We start from the raw sequence: 23,134 nt of genomic DNA, 5'->3' as shown, positions 1-23,134 counted from the left end.
TCTAAGACCCGGGAGTGGGAACCGTCAAGGCGGGGCAGCGCGGGTCCAGCCGGATCCGCGCCAGGTCGCGGCCCGCTATCGCCCAGGCGTGCCAGGAGCCGGGCTCGAAGTGGAGCTGCGGGTTGGTGTGCCACTCGTCGCCGAGACCGGTGGCGAGCAGCGTGGCGCCGCGCTCCGCGTCGAGCTCGTAGGCGTTGCCTCCCTCCCGGAACACCGAGGCGAAGACCCGCCCGCGGTGCACGGTCAGCTCGCCGTACCCGGACAGTTTGCCCTGCTGGACGATCTGCCGGGTGGCCGGGTCCAGGGCGATCCAGGCGCCCGAGTCCCGCTTGTACGACGCGTACAGGAGCCCGTCGTGCACCAGGACGTCCTGGAAGGTGCGGTGGCCCGGCACCGGGTCGGCCTGCCACAGGACGGTGCGGGTGCGCAGGTCGAAGGCGGCGATGGACGCGGTCGGCGTGCTCGTGCCGAACACGTCGCCGGCCAGGTAGACCACGCCCTCGTCCGCGTCGAGTGACAGGCTCATGAGGTTCTGGCCGGGGATGACGTCCTGGTAGACGTCCGCCTCGCCGGTGCGGGGGTCCACGACGGACAGCGCGCCGGGGATGGACGCCGACAGCGACGATGTGGCGACCAGCAGCTTGCCGGTGCGCGGGTCGTACTCGATGTCCCAGGGCCGCTTCTGCTCGTGGCCCAGGTAGCCGAGGCTGCGCACCTCGTCGGTGCGGATGTCGACGGAGACGATCTCGCCGGTGGGGTACATGGCGGCGTAGATCTTGTTCCCGTGCCTGACCATGGCCTTGGGCTCGCCGGGGACGCGGATCCTGCGCTGCTCGCCGGTGCGGAGCGCGCGGACGTCCATGGCGAAGTGGCCGCCGACGTACAGGGCCCGGTTGGGGACGAGCACCATGCTCTGCGGCCGTTCGGCGCCGGCCGGCATCCCCGCGTCGATCAGGTCGGTGAACTCGGCGGCGCCGGTGCGGGCGTCCAGCGACCACAGTCCGCCGCTGCCCGCGAACGACAGCAGGGTGTCCTCGCCGGTCACGTGGAGCAGGCGGGTCTCGTCCCCGTAGGACGGCGGGTCCACCACGCGGGTCAGCGCGGTGTCGCCGGTCCGGTAGCGGTAGACGGTGCCGTCGGGGCGCGAGGCGGCGTAGACGGTGCCGTCGGCCGTCACGGTCAGGGCGTCGAGCAGGCCCGACTCGACGGTGACGCGCCGCAGGTCCGTGCCGTCCTTGCGGACGTCGATGAGCTCGCCGCCGGCGGCCGCGAGCACCCGGTCGCCGTTGAGCGTGACCACCCCGAACGCCGCGCCCGCGTCGGCGAGCTGCCTGATCTCGCCGCTCGCGCGGTCGATCCGCATGAGGAGCCGCTTCTCCAGCAGGCCGGCGTACACGTGGGTGTCGTCGGCCGCCACCGCGCGGACGTAGTGCTCGCCCGGGGCCAGCACGCCGAACCTGCGGACCGCGCCGCTACCCGGGACGTACTCCCAGACACGGCCGTCGGAGGAGGTGCCGGCGTACAGCGTGCCGTCGGGGGCCGCGGCCAGGCTCCACACGAAGCCGCCGACGGCGCCGAAGGAGTGCAGGTGCGCCACCTCGCCGGTGGCGATGTCGAAGCTGTAGAGGTCGGGCACCGGGTACGTGCCGACGTACACCTTGCCGCCGGACACGGCGACCGCCCAGCCGCCCTCGGGCTCACCCGTGGCCGGTCCGTCGGGCAGCGTGACGCTTCTGATCACCTTGCGCGTGGCCAGGTCGAGCTCGGCCAGCACCGGCGGCTTGGGGCCGCGGCTGACGAGGTAGGCGCGGCCCTCGTGGACGGCGGCGCCGACGATGGCGGCCGTCACCGAGGCGGGCCCGTACGTGGTCACCGCCGGGTCGCCGCAGCGCGACGGCGCGGCGGAGGCGGGCGCCGGGAAGACGAGCGCGGGTAAAAAGACCGCCGCCACGGCGAGCAGGGATCGGATCATGCCCATACCTCGTTCATTCGTGCTTGATTTTGGGCCAGACCGTAACTTTATGAACGGGATACGTCAATGGCATGATGGCCCGCATGTCGATGGAGGAGGGGGCCGCCATGGCTTTCGACGCGTGGAGTCTGATAGGCGACCTGGAGGTGGCGCTGGACGTGGACGTGCTGGTCGGGGCCTATCCCGACCGTGACGGGCCGCCCGGCGGCGCGGAGTCGGTGGGCGGCCTGCTGGCGGAGCACCGCACCGCGGCCGGGGCGGTGGCGAGCCTGCGGGCGGCCCTGTTCGACATGCGATCGGGCAACGACGAGGTGCTGGCCCTGGGCGGCGACCCGCGCTGGCTGCCCGTCGGCACGGTGGACCTGCGCGACCCGGTCGGCGCGGGCCGCGAGCTCGACCGGCTGGCGGGCGCGGGGGTGCGGGCGGTGCGGTTGTTCCCGGACGAGCAGGGCGTGGAGGCGTCGTTCCCGTCGGTCCGGCATGTCGCCCGGCGGGCCGCGGAACTCGGGCTGGTGGTGCTGACCGGCGGGGACGTGCGCCGCTTCTGGCAGCCGTTCGCGGGGCTCGGCGCCCGGGTCGTCTTCCTCGACACGCACTTCTACCATCTGGGCGACTTCCTGGTGGCGGCGCTGGAGGAGCCGGGGTTCCACACCTCGACCCGGCTGCTCAACTCCCCCGACGCGCTGGAGACGGTGGCCGCCGAGGTGGGCGCGGAGCGGCTGCTGCACGGCACCCGCGCGCCGCACTACGAGCCGATCGTGCCGCTGCTCCGGCTGGCGACGAGCGGGCTGGGTCCTGACGAGGTGGCCGCCGTGGCCGGGGGCAACGCGAGGAGGCTGCTTTCATGATCATCGACGTGCACGCGCACTGGGGGCCGTGGTTCTTCACCATGGACGTGGCCGGGGCGAGCCTGGCGACCATGGACCGCTACGGCATCGGCAAGGCGATCGTGTCGGCCACCGAGGCGGTGATCTACGACGCCCCGGCGGGCAACCGGGCGCTGGCCAGGGTGCTCGACGGGCAGGACCGGCTGTACGGGTACGTCACGGTCAACCCGCGGCGGCTCGGCGAGGCGGCCGGGGACCTGCGGGAGCTGACCGGCCCGTGGGTCGGAATCAAGATCCACACGGACTACACGGGCTCCCCGGTGACCTCGCCGCGGATGCGGGCCGCCCTGGAGCTGGCCGCCGAGGCGGGCCTTCCGGCGCTCGTGCACACCTGGGGCGCCTCGGTGCTGGACCTGGCCCAGGTGTGCCTGGACATCCCGGAGCTGCGGGTGATCGCGGGTCACATGGGCGCCGACGGTCACCGCCACGCGATCGAGGCCGCCAACGCCTGCGACCGCCTCTACCTGGAGCCCTGCTGGTCGCACGCGCCGGCGGGCCGGATCGCCGAGGTGGTGGCGGCCGTGCCCGACCGGCAGCTGCTGTTCGGCACCGACGCGACGCTGATCGACCCGTCGTCGGCGTTCGGCGCGGTCGCCGCGGCCGGGCTGACCGGCGTGACGGCGGAGCGGGTCGCCTGGCGCAACGCCGCCGAGCTGTTCAAGATATAGACATTACGGCCCAGTCCGTTATAGCGTGCGGCGAAACTTCACCTGGGAGCCGCACATGATCCCCCGCCGTCGATTCCTGCAGGCGGCCGCCGCGTCCACGGTGGCCGCCGCCCTGCCCGCCGCCCTGCCCGCCGCGCTGCCCGCCGCACCCGCGCACGCCGCGCCGGTCCCCGAGGGGACCCTCACCGACCTGGGTCCCGCCAGCGTCGCCAGCCCGCTCGGCAACGCCGAGTTCGTCGGCGGCGTGCTCTACGCCGGCTCGCGCGGGCTGTCGCCCAACGTGGTCGGCGCGTACGATCTCGCCGAGGATTCGGTCACCGCCCATTTCGACATCCCGACGGGCATCGGCGTGTGGGCGATGTGCAAGTCGGGCACCGACGTCTACGTCGGCACCCACTCCAAGTCCGACCTCTACAAGCTCGACACGGTGGCGGGCACGCTGACCAAGGTCGCCTCGGTGCCCGACCACTTCATCTGGAGCCTGGCCGCCTCCCCCGACGGCAAGGTCTATCTGGGCACCTCCGAGCCGGGCAAGGTCAAGGAGTACGACCCGGCCACGGGCGTCGTGCGCGACCTGGGTGAGGCCGCGCCCGGCGAGGCGTACGTGCGCGCCGTCCAGGCCGACGACCGCTACGTCTACGCCGGCGTCGGCGCCAACGCCCACCTCGTCGCCATCGACAGGGTCACCGGCGAGCGGCGCGACCTGCTGCCGCCCGAGCTGGCCGACCGCGACTGGGTGTCGAGCATGAGCGTCTCCGACACGCACATCGCCGGCGGCATGAACTCCCTGGCCGAGCTGCTGATCCTCAGCAAGTCCGACCCTTCCGACCACAAGGTCGTCAAGGCCACGGCGCCGGGCGAGAAGTACATCGTCTCGGTGCTCATCCACGACGGCTACGTGTACTTCGCGGGCCGCCCCTCCGGCACCTTCTACCGCTGCCGCCTGGACTCCGGCGAACTGGAGGTGCTCGGCGTGCCGTACTTCGAGGCCGCCACCCACCGCATCCTCGCCCACGAGGGCCGGATCTACGGTGTGCAGGACAACGCGGTGTTCGTCTACGACCCCGAGACCGGCGCCATCGACTACCGCAACCTGGTGCAGCGCGGGTTCAGGGCCGCGCCCGAGGAGCCGATGTCCGTGCACAGCGACGGCCGGCGCGTCTACGTGGGCGGCAAGAGCGGTGCCGACATCCACGACCTGGCGACGGGCGAGGTCACCAGGCTCGCCATCCCCGGCGAGCCGAAGACCATGCTCACGCTCGGCCACACCACCTACCTCGGCGTCTACACCCAGGCCGCGCTCTACGCGCACCGCTCGGGCCAGGCCGAGGCGGAGTTGCTCGCCCGGGCCGGCAACCAGCAGGACCGCCCGCGCGACCTGGCCTACGACGCCAGGACGGGCCTGATCGTGATGCCCTCCCAGCCGGAGCCCGGCCACATGAACGGCGCGCTGACCCTCTACTCCCGCCGCACCGGCGAGTACACCGTCCAGCGGCCCGTCGTCGAACGCCAGACCGTCTACTCGGTCGCCACCAGGCACGGCACCGCCTACCTCGGCACCCTGATCCAGGAGGGCCTCGGGCTGCCTCCGGTCACCACCACCGCCCGTCTGGCCGCCTACGACCTCGTCCGGCGCAAGCTGCTGTGGGAGCTCGAACCCCTGCCCGGCGCCCGCTCGATCATCTCGCTCTCGCTCGGCGTCGTGAATCTGTACGGCATCTCCAGCACGGGCGAGGTGTTCGAGTTCGACCTGCTGCGCAAGAAGGTCACCAGGACGCTCAAGGTCGGCAACCGCGGCAGCGACCTGCACGTCGTCGGCCGGGTGGCCTACTGCACGGACGGCGACAAGGTGTACAAGATCGACCTGGTCACGTTCACCGTCAAGCCGATCGCCGAGGGCCTGGCCGGGCAGTGGTTCGGCGGTGAGCCGAAGCTGGCGCTGGATCCCTCGCGCAAGGCGTTGTTCGGGGTGAAGGGCCGCGACCTGGTCCGCATCGCCATCACCGGCCGCCGATGAGGCGGCGTGAATCCTGTGGTTTCGGATGATCCACGGGTGATAGGACGAGGGGATGCGATATCCATCCCCTCTGCGCCCCGGTGACCGGATCGGCGTCACCTCCCCGTCCAGCGGCGTGGACAAGACCCTGCACGACCGGCTCCAGGTCGCGATCCGCACCGTCGAGGCGCGCGGCTACGAGGTCGTGACCGGGTCGTGCATGGACGGCGCCGGCCACGTCAGCGCGCCCGCGGCCGAGCGGGCGCGCGAGCTGACGGACATGCTCACCGACCCCGCGATCAAGGCCGTGGTGCCGCCGTGGGGCGGGGAGACCGCGATCGACCTGCTCCCCCTGCTCGACTGGGAGGCGCTGCGCGCGGCGGAGCCGACCTGGGTGGTGGGCTACTCCGACCTGTCGACGATCATCACCCCGCTGACCCTGCTGACCGGCGTGGCGACGATCCACGGCAACAACCTCATGGACACGCCGTACCGGGTGCCGGACGGGCTGCTCGGCTGGCTCGACATCGTGGCGCTGCCGTCCGGCGCCACGTTCACCCAGACGCCGCCGGGCCGCTACCGGGCGCAGGGTTTCGACGAGTGGCAGATCTCTCCCGAGGCGGACGAGTTCACCCTCGACACGCCCGGCGGCTGGACCCGGCTGGACGGCGACAGCCCGGTGACGGCCGAGGGCCGGCTGATCGGCGGCTGTGTCGAGACGCTGTGCGACGTCGCCGGGACGCGGTACGCCGACACCTCCTCCTTGTCCGCCGACGGGCTCATCGTGTACGTCGAGGCGGACCAGCACGACGCCGGCACCATCTGCCGCCACCTGCACGGGATGCGCCTGGCCGGGTTCTTCGACGGCGCCACCGCGATCCTCGCCGGGCGCACCCGCGCCCCCGGCCTGCTCACGCTGACCCAGCACGAGGCGGTGCTCGACGCCCTCGGCGGGCTCGGCGTGCCGATCATCGCCGACGTCGAGTGCGGTCATGTCCCGCCGTACCTGCCGCTGGTCAACGGCGCCCGCGCGCGCGTCTCGTACGCCGGAGGGCGGGGCGAGATCACCCAGACGCTGGCGTGACGCGCTCGTGCAGGGTCAGCAGGGTGTAGGCCGCGACCGACCCCGAGTCGCCCACCTCGCCGGCGCGGAGCATGTCCTCGAACTCGGCCCGGCTCACCCACCGCCGGCGCATGTCCTGCTCGGTGTGCTCGCGTTCGGCGGCCCCCGCCTCCAGGCCGGTGGCGAGGTAGACGTGCAGCCGCTGGGTGGCCAGGCCGTGGGCGTTGTCGAGCGCGCCCAGCGGGGTCCAGGTCCGCGCGCGCAGGCCGGTCTCCTCCGCCAGCTCCGTCCGCGCCACGTCCTCGGGGGTGGGCTCGGCGGCCGAGCCCTGCGGGAAGCTCCACGACCGGCGGCGCACCGGGTAGCGGTACTCCTCCACCAGGTGGAAGCCGTCCCGCTCCATCGGGATGACCAGGGCGAAGTCGGGCTTGTCGACGTAGCCGTAGGTGCCGCGTGATCCGTCGGGGCGTTCGATCTCGTCCTCCCGGACCTTCATCCACGCGTTGGCGTAGACCACCTTGGTCGAGAGCTGCCTGATCGTTCCGGCTTCCGCGTCGCGCATGATCCGATGCTAGCTGTCTGGTTTGTCCGCTGGTGGTGTGACGGATCGGAGTACGGTCTCGCGCTCGCCGACCGGCAGGGCGGGGCCGTACGGGTCATGGGCGTGATCGGGCGGGATGCGGCCTTCGGCGGCGGCGAGCCAGAGCATGCGCTGGACGTAGCCCTCCATGGGGTCGGTGAACGTGGCCGCCGCCATGCGGTCCAGGCGGGACGACGCCTCGTGGAAGGCGGGCAGGTCCGGCCCCCGGAAGGCGCGCATCACGGCGGCGGTCAGCCCGACCTGCGCGGCGGCGATGCCCACCAGGGCGGCTTCGGCACCCCACAGCAGGGACGGGGCGAACATGCGGTCCTCGCCGGTGATCGCGAGCCTGCCCGCGTCCCTGGTGAGGGCGATGGCGCGCTGGCAGCCCATCGCGTCCGAGAGCAGGGCCGTCTTGAGGCCCGCCACACCGGGATGGGCGAGGAGGCCGCGCATCACCTCGGGCGGGCAGGGCCGGGTGTAGAGGTCGAAGGCGATCATGGGGAGCCGGGCCGCCCGCCAGACGGCGTCATGGTGCGCGAGCCGGTCACCCGGCGACGGGAACACCAGCACCCCGGTGGCCCCCAGCTCCGCCGCGAGCCTCGCCTGCTCCGCGGCGCCGTCAGGCTCGCCGTCCCCCGGGATGGTGCCCTGTTCGGGCGTGCCGCCCACGCCGACCAGGACCGGGACGCCGAGGGCGACCGCGCGCCCGATCACGGCGGCGCGCGTGTCCGGCGTCAGGAAGGGGCCGCGGCCCGTGTGGGCGAGGACCGCCAGGGCGCCGGCGCCGTCCGCGACGAGGGAGGCCAGGTAGCGGGTCACCACGTCCGGGTCCACCTCGCCCGCGGCGGTCATGGGCGTGGCCGCGGCGGCGATCAGCGTGCCACGGAGGCGATCCCGGAGCTCACGTGCAGCAATATCCACATAAATGAGCTTATTTGAACCCGGTCATCGCGATGCTGTTCACCAGATACCGCTGCAGCAGGAAGAACACCAGCAGGCACGGGATCACCGAGATCGTCGCCGACGCCATGAGCATCGACAGCTGCATCTCCTCGGTGCGCAGCGTGGTCAGTCCCACGGTCAGCGTCCGGGTGGCGTCGCTCTGGCCGACGACCAGCGGCCAGAGGAAGTCGTTCCAGTGCCACAGGAACACGAACACGCCCAGCGTGGCCATGATCGGCCGGGTCAGCGGCACCACGATCGTCAGATAGACCCGCAGCTCCGACGCCCCGTCCACCTTGGCCGCGTCGAACAGCTCGTCCGGCAGCCCCATGATGAACTGCCGCATCAGGAAGACCGCCTGCGAGTTGGCCAGCGTCGGCACGATCAGGCCCCAGAACGTGTCCACCCCGTCCAAGCTGTTGACCAGCACGAACGTGGGGATGAGCGTGGCCTGGAACGGCACCATCATGGTCGCCAGGAACGTCCAGAACATCGTGTCGCGGCCGGGGAAGCGCTTCTTGGCGAACGCGTAGCCGGCCATCGACGCGGTGAGCAGGATGACCACCACGGACACGACGGAGTAGACGAGCGAGTTGACCGTCCACTCCACGAACCCCGACGCCGACAGCACCCTGGTGAGGTTGTCCAGCGTGAGCGTCTCGGGCCACCGCGCGGGCAGCGTCGGCTGACCCGCCGGCGACAGCGCCACGATCAGCATGGCCAGGAACGGCGCGACGGTCAGCACCGACAGCACGGCCAGCAGGACGGCGAGCGGCCACCTGGCCCGTCGGCGCGGCGCCCGTCCGGCGGCGCGGTCGCGGGCGAGCGGCCTGGATGCGGTGAGCGTCACGTGTTCCCCCGGTCCAGGAAGCGGCGCTGGATCAGCGACACGGCCAGCACGATCGCGAACAGCACCACGCCCCAGGTCGCGGCGTAGCCGAAGTCGAAGGAGCGGAAGCCGTGGTCGTAGATGCCGTAGATGAGCGTGTACGTGGCCCGCGCCGGGCCGCCGCCGGTCATCACGTAGATGGTGTCGAACACCTGGAAGGCGCTGATCGTCTCGATCACCAGGACGAAGAAGAGCGTCGGTTTGAGCAGCGGCAGCGTGATCCGGCGGAACTTCTGCCAGGCGCCGGCCCCGTCGACCGTGGCGGCCTCCAGGTAGCTGGCCGGGATCGACTTGAGACCGGCCAGCAGGATGAGCATCGAGTAGCCGAACCCCTTCCATACCGACACCACGGCCAGCGCGGGCAGCACCAGCGACGCCTGCTCCAGGAACGCCACCGGGCCGAGCCCCAGCTTGCCGATCAGGCCGTTGATCAGCCCGTCGAACTCGTAGATCCAGCGCCAGACGATGCCCGCCAGCACGAAGCTGGTCACGTACGGCAGGAAGAGCATGCCGCGGAACAGGCCGCGCATGAACACCACCTGGTTGAGCAGCAGCGCGGTGCCGAGCGCCACCAGGACGGTGAGCGGCACGTAGATCGCCGCGTACACCAGCGAGACCCGCAGGCTGAGCCAGAAGTTGACGTCGCCGAGCAGCCTGGCGTAGTTGTCCGCGCCGACGAAGCTCCACTCGCCGCCGATGTTCCAGTTCGTCAGGCTCATGCCCGCCGCCCCCAGTGAGGGGAAGATCCGGAAGATCAGGAAGAGCACGAACACGGGCAGCACGAACAGCAGCCCGGTGACCGGGTCACGCAAGCGATGACGCACGGCGTTCCTTTCTCGTTCAGCCGCCGTTGGCCAGCAGCGCGTTGGCCTCCTCGGCCGCCGCGTCGAGGGCCTGCTTGGCGTCCTCCTGGCCGAGCAGGGCCGCCTGGATGTGCGGCGCGATGAGGCCCATGACCTGGCGGGCCTGGGGGTGGGTGTCGCCGGGGAAGGCGTACTCCAGGGACTTGGCGAACTCCTTGGCCGACTCCGACTGGTCCGGCACGGTGACGTCGGTGCGGGCCGGGAAGAAGCCGGACTCCTTGGCCAGCTCTCCCGTGACCTCGGGCGAGGCCAGGTAGCCGGCCAGCTTCCTGGCGGCGTCCTTGTGCTCGGAGTGCTTGGCCAGCACGACCCCGCCGGGGATGCCGAACGCGACCCGCTTGGCACCTTCGAGAGGCAGGCCGATGCCGACGTTCTCCTCGCCGATGACGGCGCCGAGCTGGACGGCCTGCCCGGCGGTGGCCGCGTGGTACATGGCGGTCTTGCCCGCCGCGAGCGCGCCGCCCTCGATGTCGTTGCCCTTGCTGGCGGTGTTCTCCGGGAGCCCGCCCGCGGCCTTGAGGTCGAGCAGGAGCTGCAGGCTCGCCACGCCCTCCGGGCCGTTGAACGCCACGCTCTTGCCGTCGGGGGCGAACACGGTGCCGCCGTTGGCCCACAGGAAGGGGTAGAAGCTCTGGTTCAGGCTGACCTCGGGCTTGCCCGGGTAGTCCAGGACGGCGACCTTGTTCGCGGCGAGCTTGGGGGCGGCCGCCTTGAGCTCGTCCAGCGTCTCGGGGATCTTCTCGACGCCCGCCTCGGCGAACAGCTTCTTGTTGTAGATGGGCGCGGTGATCGTCTGGTAGATCGGCACGCCGTAGAGCTTGCCGTCGACGGTCAGCGCGGTGAGCGAGCTGGGCAGGTAGGCGTCCTTCGCCTCGGCCACCACGTCGTCGACCGGCTCGATCGTGCCCTGCTGGGCGTACTGCGGGATCTGGTCGGGGCCGAGGACGACCAGGTCGAAGCCCTTCTTCGAGACCAGGGCGGTGGTGACCTTCTCCTGACGGCCCTCCCACGGCTGCTGGTCGACGGTGACGTCGACGTCCGGGTTCTTCGCCTCGAAGTCCTTCTCGACCTTCTGCCAGAACGCCTGGCTCTTGGCCTGGTCGCCGATGACCGGATACATCCACAGGGTCACCGTGCTCTTGTCCGAACCGCTGGACGATCCGCACCCGGCGGCGGCGATGCTCAGCGCGATCGCGACGCCCAGGGTCGCTGTCTTTCTCATCGGCGGCAACCTTTCCTTAATACCGGTCCTGACCGAAACCTAGTAACGCGATCCGTCTCGGGTCAATCCCCGATATCCGACCGTGACGAGGACGGCGCCAGAAATCTGGTCATCTCACGCGCGATGAGGTGGACGTGATCGGGTGTGTAGTTCTCGTTCCAGTCGATGACCACCAAGGTCTCCGCGACCATCCGCTCGGCCTCCGGGCAGGGCCGGGGGGCGTACCCCTGCAAAGGGTAGCGAGAGGCCCCGTATATCGGCCCTTGCCATACGGGGGCGTGGTTCAGCGGCTCGTCCAGATATCCGGCCCGCGCCGGTATCCCGGCCGCCCGCAGCTTCCCGGCCAGCTCCGCCGCGCCGCCGCCGGGGAGCACGACGGGGAAGAGCCACCAGGCGTGGCCCTCCGGGCGCGGCAACCGTACGCCTGGAAGCCCCTGCAAGGCATCCAGGAGCTGTACGGCCGTGCGGCGGCGGGCGGCGACCACCCCGGGCAGCTTGGCGAGCTGGGCCCGCGCCACGGCGGCCTGGAGCTCGGTCATGCGGTAGTTCAGCCCGAAGGCGGCGTGCGAACGGCCCGCCGAGCGGTCCCAGCCCTTGTCGGCGAACAGCCGCATCCGGCGGGCCAGCTCGTCGTCGCCGGTCAGCGTGAGGCCGCCGTCGCCGCAGGTGATGTGCTTCCACTGCTGCAGGCTCAGGCAGGCGACGTCGCCGACCGTCCCGGCGAGCCGCACGTCCCTGCCGCCTCCGCCCGCCGGGTCGGGCAGTTCGGTGAGCCAGGCCTGGGCGCAGTCCTCGATCAGGGCCAGGCCGTGCGCGTCCGCCAGGGCGCGCAGCTCGTCCACCCGCGCCGGCGCGCCGAACAGGTGCACCGCCATGATGGCCCGCGTGCGCGGCCCGATGAGCGCCGCGACGGCGGCCGGGTCGAGATTGCCGTCGGACGGATCGACGTCGGCGAAGACAGGGACGGCGTTCTGCGCCAAGATGGGGGCCACAGTGCCGAAGTCCGTGATCGGTGTCGTGATGATCTCGTCGCCGGGGTCCGGCGCGGCGGCCACGACGGCGAGATGGAGGGCTGCGGTGCCCGAGCTGCACGCGATCGCGTGGCGCACGCCGTGCAGCTCGGCGATCTCGCGTTCGAGCGCCCGCGCCTCGGTGCCCCAGACGGAGTTGAGCATGCCCGAGCGGATCACCCGCTCCAGGGCGGCCACCTCCTCGTCGCCGAGCGTGCGGCCTTCCGGCTCGGCCATGGACGGGAACTTCACAGAGCACCTCACAGGATACGATTGCGGCCTTGACCGTAATGAGCGAGAGGGGGACATGGGTGGCGATCGTCATCGGCGTCGTCGGCCCGCATGACCTGGTAGACCAGGTCGCGGCCACCTGCGAGGAGCAGCCGGGCGTCAGCGCCCTGCGGCTGGACTACGACCACGAGTCGCAGGCGCCCGCGATCGTGGAGGCGCACACCGCGGCCGTCGAGGGATGGCTGTTCACCGGCATCGTGCCGTACATGCTCTCCCGCGACGCCGAGGCGCTGACCCGCCCCGCCGCGTTCGTCGACTACACGGGCGCGACACTGCTCAGCGCCCTGGTACGACTCCAGCACCAGGGCGTGGACGTGACCCGGCTGTCCATCGACACGCTGCCGGCCGCCGACGTCGTCGCCACGTTCGCCGAGGCCGGGCTGCCCACGGGCGAGCTGCGCACGCTCCCCTACCGGCCGGAGATGACGTCGGAGAAGGCCGTCGCCTTCCACCGGCGCGGCCCCGCCCACCCGGTGATCACCTGCCTCAGCAGCGTCCACGAGGCCCTCCGCGACGACATGCGCGTGCTGCGGCTGGCCCCGTCGACGCACTCGGTGCGGGTGGCGCTGCGCCAGCTCCTGCTGACCGCGCAGGGCCAGGCCCAGGAGGACGCGCAGATCGCGCTCGGCCTCGTCGAGGTGGCGAACGACGAGGGCCTGCTGCGCGAGGCCACCGCGCTGGGCGGCACCGTGGCCGCCTTCCGGGGCGGCACCCACCTGCTGGTGACCACCCGGGGCCCGCTGCACGACGCCACCGGCGGCTTCACCGGTCTGCCGCTGCTGGCCCGCCTGGCCGTCCAGAACAACGTGGTGCGCGTCGGCTTCGGCCTGGGCCGCAGCGCCGCCGAGGCGGAGAGCCTGGCCCGCCGCGCGCTCGCCCGCGCCCGCCGCATCGGCGACGTCGCGGCGGTCCTGTCGCTGCGCGCCGACACCGACATCGTGCTGGAGTCGGTTCCCACCGGGCAGGCCGGCGAGCAGAACCTCTCCGTCATCGCCCGCCGCGTCGGCCTGTCGGTGCCCACCCTGGAGAAGCTCCTGGAGGCGCGCAGGGCCGCCGGCGACGAGCCGCTGACGACCCGGGAGATCGCCGACCGGCTCGCCGTCCAGCAGCGCACCGCCCGCCGCATGCTCCACCGCCTGGAGCTCGCCGGCCTCGCCGAACGCACCGGGAATCTGACCAGCGGGTCCAGCGGGCGGCCGCTCACGCTGTACCGGCTGACACTGTGACACCCCGCGGCCTCCTCCCCTTCATGGACGGAAGCCGTCAGGACAGCCAGCGGGCCAGGCCCTCGGCCACGAAGTCGTCGTCCCTGAGCCACGGGTAGGCCGCCCAGACCCGGTCGATCTCCGCGAGCTGCCCCGGCGACAGCTCCTCCGCCGGGTCCAGGCACCAGCGCCCCTCCAGCAGACCCTGGCGGCGCAGCACCTCGTGGATCCCGGGGATGCACCCGTGGAAGCCGTTGACGCTGTCGAAGATGGCCGCGTTGGCGTCGGTGAGGTGCCCGTCGAGCGTCAGCAGCCGCCGGACGGCCGCGTCGTCGCCCGCCCTGGCCCTCTTGGCCTCCTCCAGCAGCTCGACCGCCCGCCGCACCCAGACCGCCCACTGGCCGAGCAGGCCGCCGACGAACTCGACCTCCACCTCCCGCCCGTCCACGACCACCCGGTGCGGGGTGATGAGGTCGGCCAGGATGTGGTCGTCGTTGCCGGTGTAGAGCGCGACCTCCTCGGCCCGCCCCGCGCGCACGACGCCGTGCAGCACGTCGAGCGTGCGGTAGCGGTCGAACGGCGCGACCTTGATGCCGGCCACCGACTCGACCGCCGCCAGCCTGGTCCAGAAGTCCCGCGACAGCGGCCGCCCGCCGACCGCGGGCTGCAGGTAGAAGCCGATCACCGGCAGCACCTCCCCGACCGCCCGCGCCCGCTCCACCAGCGCGTCCTCGCCGAGCTCCGCGTACGGGCTCAGCAGCACCATGTGGTAGCCGAGCGACCGGGCCAGCTCGGCCTCGGCCACGGCCTGGGCGGTCGGCCCGGTGGCTCCCGCTATCAGCAGCACCTCGCGCTCCGACTCGCGGGCGGTCTCCGCGGCCAGCTCCAGCACCGGCGGCAGCAGGTCGGTGCCGTGGATGGCGAACTGCGTGGTGTGCACGCCCACCGCGAGGCCGCCGGCGCCCGCCTCCACGTAGTAGCGGGTCAGGGCGCGCTGGCGGCGCTCGTCGAACGTCCGGTCCGCGGTCAGCGCCAGCGGGTGCGCCGGGATGACCAGGCCGCGCCTGAACAGGTCGCGCGCGGACGTCTTGGCCTCTGGAGCCGTGCTGAGCACGTGGGTCCCCCTCGTCATGTGATGTCGCCGGTCTCAGAAACGGCCGTCACGGCGTTCGAACTTGGTGGGCTTGCCCAGCAGCGGCCCGCCGCCGGCCACCCAGCCGGCGATGTGGTCGATCAGCTCCAGCGGCGTGATCCCGGGATACCCGAACAGCCGGTGGCACCGCGACGCGTCCGACAGCAGCGCCGTCGGCGCCTCCTCGCCGGTGAACACCGGCTCCACCCCGAGCCGCGCGCCCAGCTCCAGCGCGGCCCACCGTACCGAGATCCGCTCGGGGCCCGTCACGTTGAGCACGTACGGCGGGGTCGCGGCGAGCCGCAGGGAGCGGAGCGTCACCTCGTTCGCGTACCCCTGCCACACCACGTTGACCTGGCCGGTGGTCAGGTCGACGGGCTCGCCGGCCAGGACCTTCTGCGCCAGGTCGACCAGCACCCCGTAGCGGAGCTCGACCGCGTAGTTGAGCCGGATCAGCGCCATCGGGGTGCCGTGCGCCTCGGCGAAGTGCGCCAGCGTGCGCTCCCGCCCGAGGCAGCTCATCGCGTACTCGCCGACAGGCCCGGCGGGGTCGTCCTCGACGCTGCCCCCGCCGGCGACCGGGACGAGCGGGTAGACGTTCCCGGTGGACAGGGCGGCGATCCGGCTGCCGCGGAACCGGTCGGCGACCCGGCCGGGCAGGTAGGTGTTGGTGAACCAGGTGGCGTGCTCGCGCCCCTGGGTGCCGAACTTGGCGCCGACCAGGAACACCACGTTCGGCGCTTCGGGCAGCTCGCGCAGCGCCCGGTCGTCGGCCACGTCGGCGCTCACCACGGTGGCGCCCGCGCCGGCGAGCGCGTCGGCGAGTCCGGGCTCGGAGAAGCGGGAGACGGCGATGATCCGCCGGTCGCCCCCGGTGGCGTTCAGCGCCAGCCGCACCAGGCTGGGGCCGAGCTTGCCCCCGGCGCCGAGGATCATGATGTCGCCGTCCAGCGCGGCGAGGTCCGCCACGAGCCCGGCGCTCGGCCGCGCCAGCCGCTCCTCGAGTTCCGCTGTGGTCCGCACGCGGGGTCCCCCTTTGTCCTTATTTACGGTCCAGACCGTAACCGGGAGGGACTGCCGCTGTCAACGGACGGGCACGCTCTCGCGGGCCGAGACGAGGACGTCGAGGATGGCCCGGGTCTCCGCCCACGGCACCGGGCTGGGCCCGCCGCCCGCCATCTCCAGGAACGCCTCGATCGTCCCCGCGTAACCGAGGCCCAGCACCGGGTCGTCACCGGCCTCGATCACCACGTGCTCGTCCCCGCCGCGCCGGTGGACGGTGACGGCGTACGACTCCTCGTCGCTCACGCCGACGACCTCCACCACGCCCGTCACGCCGCTCCCCCACCGCAGCGCCATGACCCCGGTGTCCTCCGACCGGAGCGTCCCGTAGTGCCGGACGGCGCCCGCGGCGCCCGCCAGCCGCACGTCCGGGCCGAGCAGCGCCACCAGCAGCTCCACCCCGTGCACCCCCATGGTCACCAGCGTCCCGCCGCCCTCGGACGGGTTGTCCTGCCAGGCGTTGTAGCCGGTCGCCCAGAGCCCCACGTCATGCCGTACGGTCGCGCGCACCGACAGCACCCCGGCCGGATCCGCCGCCCACCCGGCGAAGGCCGGCGCGAACCGCAGCACGGACCCCGACATCACCCGGTCGTGGATCGGCAGCCGGTCCAGCCGGTCGAGCTGCTCCCTGGTGGCCGCCGCCGGCTTGTTCACGAAACACGCCGCCCCCGTCTCCAGCACCGCCGCCAGCGCCTCCGGCACCCGCGGGTTCGGCACGGTCAGCACCACCCCGTCCGGCCCGCCGTCCAGCGCCTCCCCCAGGCTTCCGGCCACCCGTGCCTCCGGGTGCTCCTCGGTGAACCTCCGCAGCCGTTCCCCGTCCGGCTCCCACACCACGAGCTCGGCATGCCTGGCCAGGGTCCTGGCGTCGGTGTACGGGTGGCTGGTGGCGAGCCCGGCGAGAGCGATGCGCACGATGTCCTCCGATGTCGCACTTCACGAAACGCGCCCATCATGGCAGCCACCGCATTCAGGTGACACTGGGTACGCAGACGGGTACGCTTACGACTGCCGCCTCCTACGGGGGGATGGGAAGTGAGCCCGGGTGGACCGCCGGACGACGGAAGCCCGGGCTTCGCGCTTCTCACCGCACGTCGATGCGCCGGACAGCCAGGTCACCGCTCACCAGGTCCCAGAACCGCTCGTCACCGCGTTCAGCGCGCGAGAGCGCGCCCGCGACGATGTCGGGGAGCCACAGAAGCGGCTCGGCCGCCGGGTCGCACCATGACAACCTCAGCCTCGGCGGCATCGAGTGACGCCCCTGGAGCACCGCGACCAGCTCATGGTCCCGCAGGTCGAGCTCACTGTGGCGACGTTCGAAGACTACGTCGAGCACATGGTGGCCACCCATATCCCAGAGCAGGTGCTCCACACACTTGCGACGCGCTCGTTCCTGACGTCTCCCGTCCAGACCCACGCCCACGACGACGACGCCCATCGGCCTCATCGCGGCCACCGCCTCGGCGAGCAGGGTGCGCCGCTTGTCGTTCTCGTCACGCCAATGCAGTTTCCGCTGGCGTCGCAGCAACAGGGACCGCAGGTCGGCGCGGTGACGCTCGGCCTCCGCAGGCGCCACGAGCACCGCCGCGAGGAGATAGAGCCCGCGCTGAAGAAGCATGGACTCATCGACATAGGCGGAGAACGGGGGGTTCATGAGGGGTCATGTTATCCCCGGCGATCACGTACGGTGATTGTCTTCTTACAGTTCGTCTACCTCCGCGAAGGTGCGGCCGCCGGACAGTTTCGGGTAGCCGGGGCCGCGGTCGAAGAAGCGGTCGGCCGGGGGACGCAGGCGGGCGCGGAGTTCGGCGGTGCCCTGCTCGTCGATGCGGTCGCCGTCGAGGACGACGCCGTAGTCGCCGAGCGCGCCGGCGATCGAGACCTTGCCGTCGCGGACGTCGGCCGCCACCGCGCGGGGGTCGCGGTCGTACGGGGAGCCCCAGCCGCCGCCGCCCGTGGTGCGGATGCGGATGGTCTCGCCCGCCTGGACCGGGTGGTCGTCGACCAGGCCTTCCATCTCCTTGCCCGCGATCTCCACGCGGAACGGCCGCCCGGCGAGGCCGCCGTTGACGCCCCAGCAGGACAGGATGGAACGGTCGGCGATCGACATGTAGGAGGCGTCGCGCAGCATCCGGATGTGCTTGTCGTAGCCGAGGCCGCCGCGGAACATGCCGGGCCCGCCCGAGTCGCAGGCCAGGCCGAGGCGCTCGACCCTGAAGGGCCAGCGGGCCTCGGCGAACTCGACCGGGATGTTGCGCGAGTCGGGGACGACGTGGATGGTGTCCTCGCCGTCGGCGTACCAGCGCCCGCCGGAGCCGCCGCCGAGCACCTCCCGCATCAGGTAGGGCTGCCCGCCGGCGTCCGTGCCGTACACGCCCGTGTAGCGGATCGTCTCCTGGTCGGCCGGCATCCGCCCGCCGGTGGCCTTGGCCAGCACGCCCGCCAGCACGCCGAGCAGGCGCAGGATGACGAACGTGCGGGCGTTGGTGGGCGCGGGGAAGACCGGGGTGAGCAGGGTGCCCTTCTCCGGGAAGACCATCTTGATGAGCGGCACGACGCCCTCGTTGACGTCGAGCTCGGCCATCCGCTCGGGCGTGTCGGCCAGGTTGCGCAGGATGGGCGCGAGCCACTTCTTGAGGAAGACGCCGTCGGCGTAGTCGCCCGCGTGGTTGATCGGCCCCTTGGCCTGCGGTGAGGTGCCGGTGAAGTCGATGGTGAGCGGCGCGTCCGCGGCGTGGTCGACCGTGAGGGTGATGCGCTGGGTGTGCAGGCGGGGCTCGTCGACGCCGTCGTGCTCGGCGTAGTCCTCCCAGACGTAGGTGCCCTCGGGGATCTTGGACAGCAGCTCGCGCCGGAACGTCTCGGTGGTCTTGCCGATGATGGCGTCGAAGCACGCCTCCACCTCGTCGCGCCCGTACCGGTCGAACAGCTCGCCCAGCCGCCGCGCGCCCATGAGGCAGGCGGAGCACTCCGCGTCCAGGTCGCCGGCGAGAGAGTCGGGCATGCGGGAGTTGCGGGTCATGATGCGCAGCGCGGCCTCGTTGGGCACGCCCTGGTCCCACAGCTTGATCGGCGGGACCATCAGCCCTTCTTCGAACGCCGACCGGGCGTGCGACGGCATCGAGCCCGGCACCGCGCCGCCGATGTCGTCGTGGTGACCGAACGCCTGCACGAACGCCACCACCTCGTCGCGGTGGAAGACGGGCACGGTGACGCACAGGTCGGGCAGGTGGCCGATGCCGCCTTCGGACAGGTAGACGTCGTTGTGGAAGTAGACGTCGCCGGGCTTCATCGTCTCGATCGGGAAGTCGCGGACGACCGGCTGGACGAGCGCGCTGTAGGAGCGGCCGGTCAGCTTGCGCATCTTCCTGTCGTGGATGCCGGCGCGGAAGTCGTGCGCGTCGCGGATCATGGGCGACCGGGCGGTGCGCGCGATGGCGGTCTCGACCTCCTTCTCCACGGAGGCGAGGGTGCCCTCGACGATCTCGATGAGGATCGGGTCAGTCACGACGGATCTCCACGTTGCCGTATTCGTCCACCGTGGCGGTGAACCCGGGGTGCAGGGGGATGGTGGAGCCGTACTCCTCGATGACGGCCGGGCCGTGGACGACGGCGCCGGCCTCCAGCGCGGCGCGCTGGAGGATCGGGGTGTCGTGCGGCTCGTCGAAGATCACGCGCCGGCTCGCCTCGACGGGCTCGGTCTTCGGGTACGGGTCGCGCCGGATCACCGGCCGGTTGATCGGCCCGATGCCGGAGACGCGCAGGTTGACCCATTCGACGGCGTGGCGTGGGTCGTCGCGGTAGGCGTAGCCGTACAGCTTCTCGTGCGCGTCGTGGAAGCGGCCGGTGACCTCGCGCAGCCAGTCCTCGTCGAGCGGGCCGGCCGGGGCGGGCACCCGGACCTCGTACGCCTGCCCGTAGTAGCGCAGGTCGGCGCTGCGCGCGAAGACGGGCTCGTCGAAGCCCTCGCGTTCGAGCTCGTCGGCGGCCTGGCTCTCCAGCTCGCCGAAGATCTGCGCGGCCTTGTTCAGCGCGAGGTCGCGGGTGACGTACGTGCGCACGTAGTCGTTCTTGACGTCGACGGTGAGCAGGCCGAACGCGGAGACGTTGCCGGGCTCGGGCGGGACGATCACTGCGGGCAGGTCGAGGATGTCGATGAGCCGGCAGGCCAGCAGCGGCCCGGACCCGCCGAACGTCACCAGCGGGAAGTCGCGCACGTCCAGCCCGCGCTTGACGGTGAGCTGGCGGATGGCGTTGCTCTGGTTGAACGCGCTGATCTCCAGGATGCCGGCGGCGGTCCGCTCGGGGGTGAGGTCGAGCTTGTCGGCCAGCGCCTCGACGGCCATCCTGGCGGCGTCGTAGTCGAGCGGGATCTCGCCGCCGAGCAGGTGCGGAGGGATGCGGCGCAGGTAGACGTGGGCGTCGGTGACGGTCACCTCGGTGCCGCCGCGGCGGTAGCAGATCGGGCCGGGGTCCGCGCCGGCCGAGCGGGGGCCGACCTTGAGCGTGCCCTCGGGCGAGATCCACGCGATCGAGCCGCCGCCCGCGCCGACGGTGACGATGTCGATCATCGGGATCTTGCACGGGAAGCGGCCGACGCTGCCCTCCGTGGTGACGGACGGGTCGCCGTCGACGACCACGGTCACGTCGGTGGAGGTGCCGCCGCCGTCCAGGGTGATCACGCTCCGGTGGCCGGCGGTGGCGGCGATCAGCGCCGCGCCGAGCGCGCCCGCGGCGGGGCCGGACAGGACGGTGGTGATGGGCTGGTTGACGACCTCGCGGGCCGACAGCACGCCGCCGTTGGACTTCATCACCGAGAACGGGCGGCCGAGGCGGCTGGACAGGTTGGCGATGTAGGCCCGCATGCCCGGCTTGACCGCGGCGTCGACCAGCGTGGTGACGGCCCGCTCGTACTCGCGGTACTCGCGCAGCACGTCGCTGGAGAGCGACACGACCGCCTCGGGGAACTCGCGGGCCAGGACCTCGCGCATGCGCCGCTCGTGTTCGGGGTTGGCGTAGGAGTGGAGGAAGCAGACGCCGAGCGTGGTGATGCCGCGGGAACGGTACCAGCGGGCGACCTCGACGGCCTGGGTCTCGTCGAAGGGGCGCACTTCGCCGCCCTGGTGGTCGAGCCGGCCGCCGACGGTCTTGACCAGGTGGACGGGCACGATGCGGGACGGCTTGACCCAGAAGTAGGAGTTGCCGTAGCCGTCGGGCACGCTCTGCCGGCCGATCTCCAGGATGTACTCGAAGCCCTCGGTGGTGATCAGCCCGAGGCCGGCGATGCGGTCCTCGAGCAACTGGTTGGTGGCCACGGTGGTGCCGTGCACGATGCCGGCGACATCCAGCTCGCCGAGCTTCTCGATGCCGGCGATGAACCCGTCGGCGGGGTTCGCGGGGGTCGAGGGGGTCTTGGTGGTGACGATCTCACCGGTCTCCTCGTCCACCGCCACGACGTCGGTGAAGGTGCCGCCGGTGTCGACTCCGATTCGGACGCTACGCATGGCTCCTCAGCTTCGGCGCTTGCCGAGCACTTCGTCGATGACCCGGGGCGCGTTGTCGGTGCCGACGTAGGCCGCCAGCCTGACCACGAGCTCCTGGGTCCTGCCGAGTTCGGCCTCCACCCTGGCCTTACCCGACTGGCCCGCCTGCACGCCGAAGTACGCCCCGATGATGGTGCCGACCACGCCCGCCACACCGGCGAACAGGGCGGCCGACTCCCCGGTGGCGTACACGGCCGCGCCGAACGCGACGAGGGTCGCCACGATGCCCGTCAGCACCACGTAGAAGCCGTACCGCCAGCGCGCCGCGTCGGCCTGGGCGGCGGTGAGGTCGTCCGGCGTCATCATGGCGTCGAGCGTGGGGGGTTTATCTGTGACCACTAGATTTTCCTCCTGATACTCCAGAGGAGAAATCTCCCATGAGGTCAGGGAACAAGCCAAGCGCTAAGGTGGCACCCCGTGACCGAACTGTCCGCGTTGTCTCCTGCACCCCATGCGCCACGTGATGCCGTGCTCAAGTTCTACTTCGGGCCGATGGACTGCGGGAAGTCCACCCTGGCCCTGCAGATGAACTACAACCACGGCCGTCAGGGCAGGAGAGGGCTGGTGCTGACCAAGCACGACCGGTCGGGCGAGCCCAGGGTCACCAGCAGGATCGGCCTGGGCCTGGAGGCCGTCGAGGTGGTGGACTCGATGGACCTGGTGGAGCTGGTGCGCGGGCACGACCGGATCGACTACCTGATCTGCGACGAGGCGTGCTTCTACACGGTGGAGCAGATCGAGCAGCTCGCCGACCTGGTCGACGGGCACGGCGTCGACGTGTACGCGTTCGGGCTGGCCTCCGACTTCCGCTCGGTGCTGTTCCCGGCCTCGCGGCGGCTGTTCGAGCTGGCCGACGAGGTGTGCCGGTTGCAGGTCGAGGTGCTGTGCTGGTGCGGGCGGCCGGGGCAGCTCAACGCGCGCGTGGTGGGCGGGGAGATGGCGCGTACGGGGGAACAGGTGGTGATCGGGGACACCGACGCCTCGCCGGTGCGTTACCAGGTGCTGTGCCGCCGCCATCACCGGGCGGGGCTGCTCGGCGAGGGCACCGGCGTCGGGGGCGGGACGGTTCAGACGGCTCCTCAGACGGCGCAGTAGCCGTCGTCGCAGCCGTCGGCGGGGGCGGCGAGCTGCTGGATCGGGGTCTCGCCGATGCGGTCGGCCACCTCGTCGATCGCGGCCGTCATCGTCTCGTACGGCTGCGCGCCGGACACCGCGAACTGCCCTTCGAACAGGAACAGCGGCACACCCGTGATGCCCAGCCGCCTGGCGCGGCCGATCTGATCGCGTACCTCGGCGGCGCCCTCACCGGTGTCGCGCACGCCCGCCTCGGCGGCGAGCTTGGCGAGCACCCCGGCGTCGCCGACGTTCAGGCCGTCGGTGAAGTGCGCGCGGAACAGCCGGTCGGCCATCTCCTCGCCCAGGCCCTGGCCGGTGGCGACCTCGACGAGCCGGTGCGCCTCCAGCGTGCCGGTGCTGATCGCCCGGTCGAAACGGAGGTCGAGCCCTTCCTCCGCGGCCACGTCCGTCACCCTGGAGGTCATCTGGGCCACGCCGGCGCCGAACTTGCGCTCCAGCACGGGCAGCAACGGCTCACCCTCGGTGGACGCGTCCGGGTTCAGCTGGAAGGGGCGCATGGTGACCTCGATGGACCCGCCCTTGTCGCGGAACGCCTGCGCGGCGCGGGCGAAGCGGGCATGGCCGACGTAGCACCACGGGCAGACGACGTCGGAGAAAATCTCAACCTTCATGTTTCTTGACAACGACTTGGCACAGCGGTCCATTCCGGTCCGCCGGTTCAGCCGCGGG

22 protein-coding genes are annotated in these 23,134 nt (G+C 71.8%); 7 read left to right on the top strand and 15 right to left on the bottom strand.

The window, feature by feature from the left end:
- Position 1 precedes the first annotated feature (1 nt).
- Positions 2-1,972, bottom strand: a complete 1,971-nt coding sequence (locus tag ABD999_RS01850) for an outer membrane protein assembly factor BamB family protein (RefSeq protein ID WP_271274926.1) — start codon at positions 1,970-1,972, stop codon at positions 2-4.
- An 83-nt stretch (positions 1,973-2,055) separates the two neighbouring features.
- Between ABD999_RS01850 and ABD999_RS01845 the strand changes: the two genes are divergently transcribed.
- From ABD999_RS01845 to ABD999_RS01830, 4 genes are read left to right on the top strand one after another with little or no spacing between them, the layout of a single operon-like run.
- The gene (locus ABD999_RS01845; protein ID WP_271274927.1) at positions 2,056-2,820 is read left to right on the top strand and encodes an amidohydrolase family protein; all 765 of its coding nucleotides are present in this window, start codon (positions 2,056-2,058) and stop codon (positions 2,818-2,820) included.
- Complete coding sequence (locus tag ABD999_RS01840) at positions 2,817-3,527, top strand: amidohydrolase family protein (RefSeq protein WP_271274928.1); 711 nt, start codon at positions 2,817-2,819, stop codon at positions 3,525-3,527. The genes ABD999_RS01845 and ABD999_RS01840 overlap by 4 nt, the downstream gene beginning before the upstream one ends.
- A gap of 55 nt (positions 3,528-3,582) precedes the next feature.
- Positions 3,583-5,544, top strand: coding sequence for an NHL repeat-containing protein (locus ABD999_RS01835; protein WP_271274929.1), 1,962 nt, complete (start codon positions 3,583-3,585; stop codon positions 5,542-5,544).
- 52 nt (positions 5,545-5,596) lie between these two features.
- Positions 5,597-6,607, top strand: a complete 1,011-nt coding sequence (locus ABD999_RS01830) for a S66 family peptidase (RefSeq protein ID WP_271274930.1) — start codon at positions 5,597-5,599, stop codon at positions 6,605-6,607.
- On the opposite strand, the gene ABD999_RS01825 is transcribed toward ABD999_RS01830, so the two are convergent.
- Together ABD999_RS01825 and ABD999_RS01820 are read right to left on the bottom strand one after the other, a co-directional pair.
- The gene (locus ABD999_RS01825; protein WP_148030460.1) at positions 6,588-7,148 is read right to left on the bottom strand and encodes an NUDIX domain-containing protein; all 561 of its coding nucleotides are present in this window, start codon (positions 7,146-7,148) and stop codon (positions 6,588-6,590) included. The two genes, ABD999_RS01830 and ABD999_RS01825, sit on opposite strands and share 20 nt — an antisense overlap.
- Positions 7,149-7,157: 9 nt before the next feature.
- Positions 7,158-8,042, bottom strand: a complete 885-nt coding sequence (locus tag ABD999_RS01820) for a dihydrodipicolinate synthase family protein (RefSeq protein WP_378525151.1) — start codon at positions 8,040-8,042, stop codon at positions 7,158-7,160.
- On the opposite strand from ABD999_RS01820, the gene ABD999_RS43835 reads away from it, so the two are divergent.
- Positions 8,020-8,094 carry a hypothetical protein gene (locus ABD999_RS43835; protein WP_364230404.1) on the top strand — a complete coding sequence of 25 codons (75 nt, stop codon included), beginning with the start codon at positions 8,020-8,022 and terminating at the stop codon, positions 8,092-8,094. The two genes, ABD999_RS01820 and ABD999_RS43835, sit on opposite strands and share 23 nt — an antisense overlap.
- Before the next feature lie 6 nt (positions 8,095-8,100).
- Here the strand turns inward: ABD999_RS43835 and ABD999_RS01815 are convergent, their stop codons facing one another.
- The 4 genes from ABD999_RS01815 to ABD999_RS01800 form a co-directional block, all read right to left on the bottom strand.
- Positions 8,101-8,961: a carbohydrate ABC transporter permease gene (locus ABD999_RS01815; RefSeq protein WP_261808417.1), complete on the bottom strand. Its 861-nt coding sequence runs from the start codon at positions 8,959-8,961 to the stop codon at positions 8,101-8,103.
- The gene (locus tag ABD999_RS01810) at positions 8,958-9,824 is read right to left on the bottom strand and encodes a carbohydrate ABC transporter permease (RefSeq protein ID WP_148030458.1); all 867 of its coding nucleotides are present in this window, start codon (positions 9,822-9,824) and stop codon (positions 8,958-8,960) included. The genes ABD999_RS01815 and ABD999_RS01810 overlap by 4 nt, the downstream gene beginning before the upstream one ends.
- Before the next feature lie 16 nt (positions 9,825-9,840).
- A complete protein-coding gene (locus ABD999_RS01805) occupies positions 9,841-11,085 on the bottom strand; it encodes an ABC transporter substrate-binding protein (RefSeq protein WP_219543243.1) in 1,245 nt (414 codons plus the stop codon).
- Between the two features lie 62 nt (positions 11,086-11,147).
- Complete coding sequence (locus ABD999_RS01800; protein ID WP_271274932.1) at positions 11,148-12,347, bottom strand: DegT/DnrJ/EryC1/StrS family aminotransferase; 1,200 nt, start codon at positions 12,345-12,347, stop codon at positions 11,148-11,150.
- 59 nt (positions 12,348-12,406) lie between these two features.
- Here ABD999_RS01800 and ABD999_RS01795 point away from each other — a divergent pair, with 59 nt between their 5' ends.
- Positions 12,407-13,612 (top strand): response regulator, encoded by a 1,206-nt coding sequence (locus ABD999_RS01795; protein WP_271274933.1) that lies wholly within the window; start codon positions 12,407-12,409, stop codon positions 13,610-13,612.
- Between the two features lie 37 nt (positions 13,613-13,649).
- On the opposite strand, the gene ABD999_RS01790 is transcribed toward ABD999_RS01795, so the two are convergent.
- From ABD999_RS01790 to ABD999_RS01760, 7 genes are all read right to left on the bottom strand, one after another.
- On the bottom strand, positions 13,650-14,723 hold the full coding sequence (locus ABD999_RS01790) for a dihydrodipicolinate synthase family protein (RefSeq protein WP_271274934.1): 1,074 nt from the start codon (positions 14,721-14,723) through the stop codon (positions 13,650-13,652).
- 15 nt (positions 14,724-14,738) lie between these two features.
- Positions 14,739-15,746 (bottom strand): NAD-dependent epimerase/dehydratase family protein, encoded by a 1,008-nt coding sequence (locus ABD999_RS01785; RefSeq protein WP_148030454.1) that lies wholly within the window; start codon positions 15,744-15,746, stop codon positions 14,739-14,741.
- A 60-nt stretch (positions 15,747-15,806) separates the two neighbouring features.
- Positions 15,807-16,700: a Gfo/Idh/MocA family protein gene (locus ABD999_RS01780; RefSeq protein ID WP_148030453.1), complete on the bottom strand. Its 894-nt coding sequence runs from the start codon at positions 16,698-16,700 to the stop codon at positions 15,807-15,809.
- 169 nt (positions 16,701-16,869) lie between these two features.
- Positions 16,870-17,439: a hypothetical protein gene (locus ABD999_RS01775; RefSeq protein WP_271274935.1), complete on the bottom strand. Its 570-nt coding sequence runs from the start codon at positions 17,437-17,439 to the stop codon at positions 16,870-16,872.
- A 45-nt stretch (positions 17,440-17,484) separates the two neighbouring features.
- Positions 17,485-19,293, bottom strand: a complete 1,809-nt coding sequence (locus tag ABD999_RS01770; protein WP_148030451.1) for a hydantoinase B/oxoprolinase family protein — start codon at positions 19,291-19,293, stop codon at positions 17,485-17,487.
- A complete protein-coding gene (locus ABD999_RS01765) occupies positions 19,286-21,289 on the bottom strand; it encodes a hydantoinase/oxoprolinase family protein (RefSeq protein WP_148030450.1) in 2,004 nt (667 codons plus the stop codon). Before ABD999_RS01765 ends, ABD999_RS01770 begins: the two co-directional genes overlap by 8 nt.
- A gap of 6 nt (positions 21,290-21,295) precedes the next feature.
- Positions 21,296-21,634: a hypothetical protein gene (locus tag ABD999_RS01760; RefSeq protein WP_246639159.1), complete on the bottom strand. Its 339-nt coding sequence runs from the start codon at positions 21,632-21,634 to the stop codon at positions 21,296-21,298.
- Between the two features lie 162 nt (positions 21,635-21,796).
- Here ABD999_RS01760 and ABD999_RS01755 point away from each other — a divergent pair, with 162 nt between their 5' ends.
- The gene (locus ABD999_RS01755; protein ID WP_148034416.1) at positions 21,797-22,423 is read left to right on the top strand and encodes a thymidine kinase; all 627 of its coding nucleotides are present in this window, start codon (positions 21,797-21,799) and stop codon (positions 22,421-22,423) included.
- Here ABD999_RS01755 and ABD999_RS01750 read toward each other — a convergent pair.
- A complete protein-coding gene (locus ABD999_RS01750) occupies positions 22,408-23,076 on the bottom strand; it encodes a DsbA family oxidoreductase (RefSeq protein ID WP_271274936.1) in 669 nt (222 codons plus the stop codon). The two genes, ABD999_RS01755 and ABD999_RS01750, sit on opposite strands and share 16 nt — an antisense overlap.
- Positions 23,077-23,134 lie beyond the last annotated feature (58 nt).

It is taken from the genome of Nonomuraea ferruginea (genome assembly GCF_039540635.1).
GTDB classification, from domain to species: Bacteria; Actinomycetota; Actinomycetes; order Streptosporangiales; family Streptosporangiaceae; genus Nonomuraea; species Nonomuraea ferruginea.
The sequence above is the reverse complement of the archived record's forward strand: the minus strand, read 5'-3'. Positions and strand labels throughout refer to the sequence as shown.

Excerpts from the sequence above, each read along its gene's own strand:
- ABD999_RS01760 (WP_246639159.1), bottom strand. The coding sequence starts at position 21,634 with ATGATGACGCCGGACGACCTCACCGCCGCCCAGGCCGACGCGGCGCGC.
- ABD999_RS01775 (WP_271274935.1), bottom strand. The coding sequence starts at position 17,439 with ATGAACCCCCCGTTCTCCGCCTATGTCGATGAGTCCATGCTTCTTCAG.
- ABD999_RS01750 (WP_271274936.1), bottom strand. The coding sequence starts at position 23,076 with ATGAAGGTTGAGATTTTCTCCGACGTCGTCTGCCCGTGGTGCTACGTC.
- ABD999_RS01765 (WP_148030450.1), bottom strand. The coding sequence starts at position 21,289 with ATGCGTAGCGTCCGAATCGGAGTCGACACCGGCGGCACCTTCACCGAC.
- ABD999_RS01805 (WP_219543243.1), bottom strand. The coding sequence starts at position 11,085 with ATGAGAAAGACAGCGACCCTGGGCGTCGCGATCGCGCTGAGCATCGCC.
- ABD999_RS01835 (WP_271274929.1), top strand. The coding sequence starts at position 3,583 with ATGATCCCCCGCCGTCGATTCCTGCAGGCGGCCGCCGCGTCCACGGTG.
- ABD999_RS01790 (WP_271274934.1), bottom strand. The coding sequence starts at position 14,723 with ATGACGAGGGGGACCCACGTGCTCAGCACGGCTCCAGAGGCCAAGACG.
- ABD999_RS01850 (WP_271274926.1), bottom strand. The coding sequence starts at position 1,972 with ATGATCCGATCCCTGCTCGCCGTGGCGGCGGTCTTTTTACCCGCGCTC.
- ABD999_RS01845 (WP_271274927.1), top strand. The coding sequence starts at position 2,056 with ATGTCGATGGAGGAGGGGGCCGCCATGGCTTTCGACGCGTGGAGTCTG.
- ABD999_RS01830 (WP_271274930.1), top strand. The coding sequence starts at position 5,597 with ATGCGATATCCATCCCCTCTGCGCCCCGGTGACCGGATCGGCGTCACC.
- ABD999_RS01825 (WP_148030460.1), bottom strand. The coding sequence starts at position 7,148 with ATGCGCGACGCGGAAGCCGGAACGATCAGGCAGCTCTCGACCAAGGTG.
- ABD999_RS01840 (WP_271274928.1), top strand. The coding sequence starts at position 2,817 with ATGATCATCGACGTGCACGCGCACTGGGGGCCGTGGTTCTTCACCATG.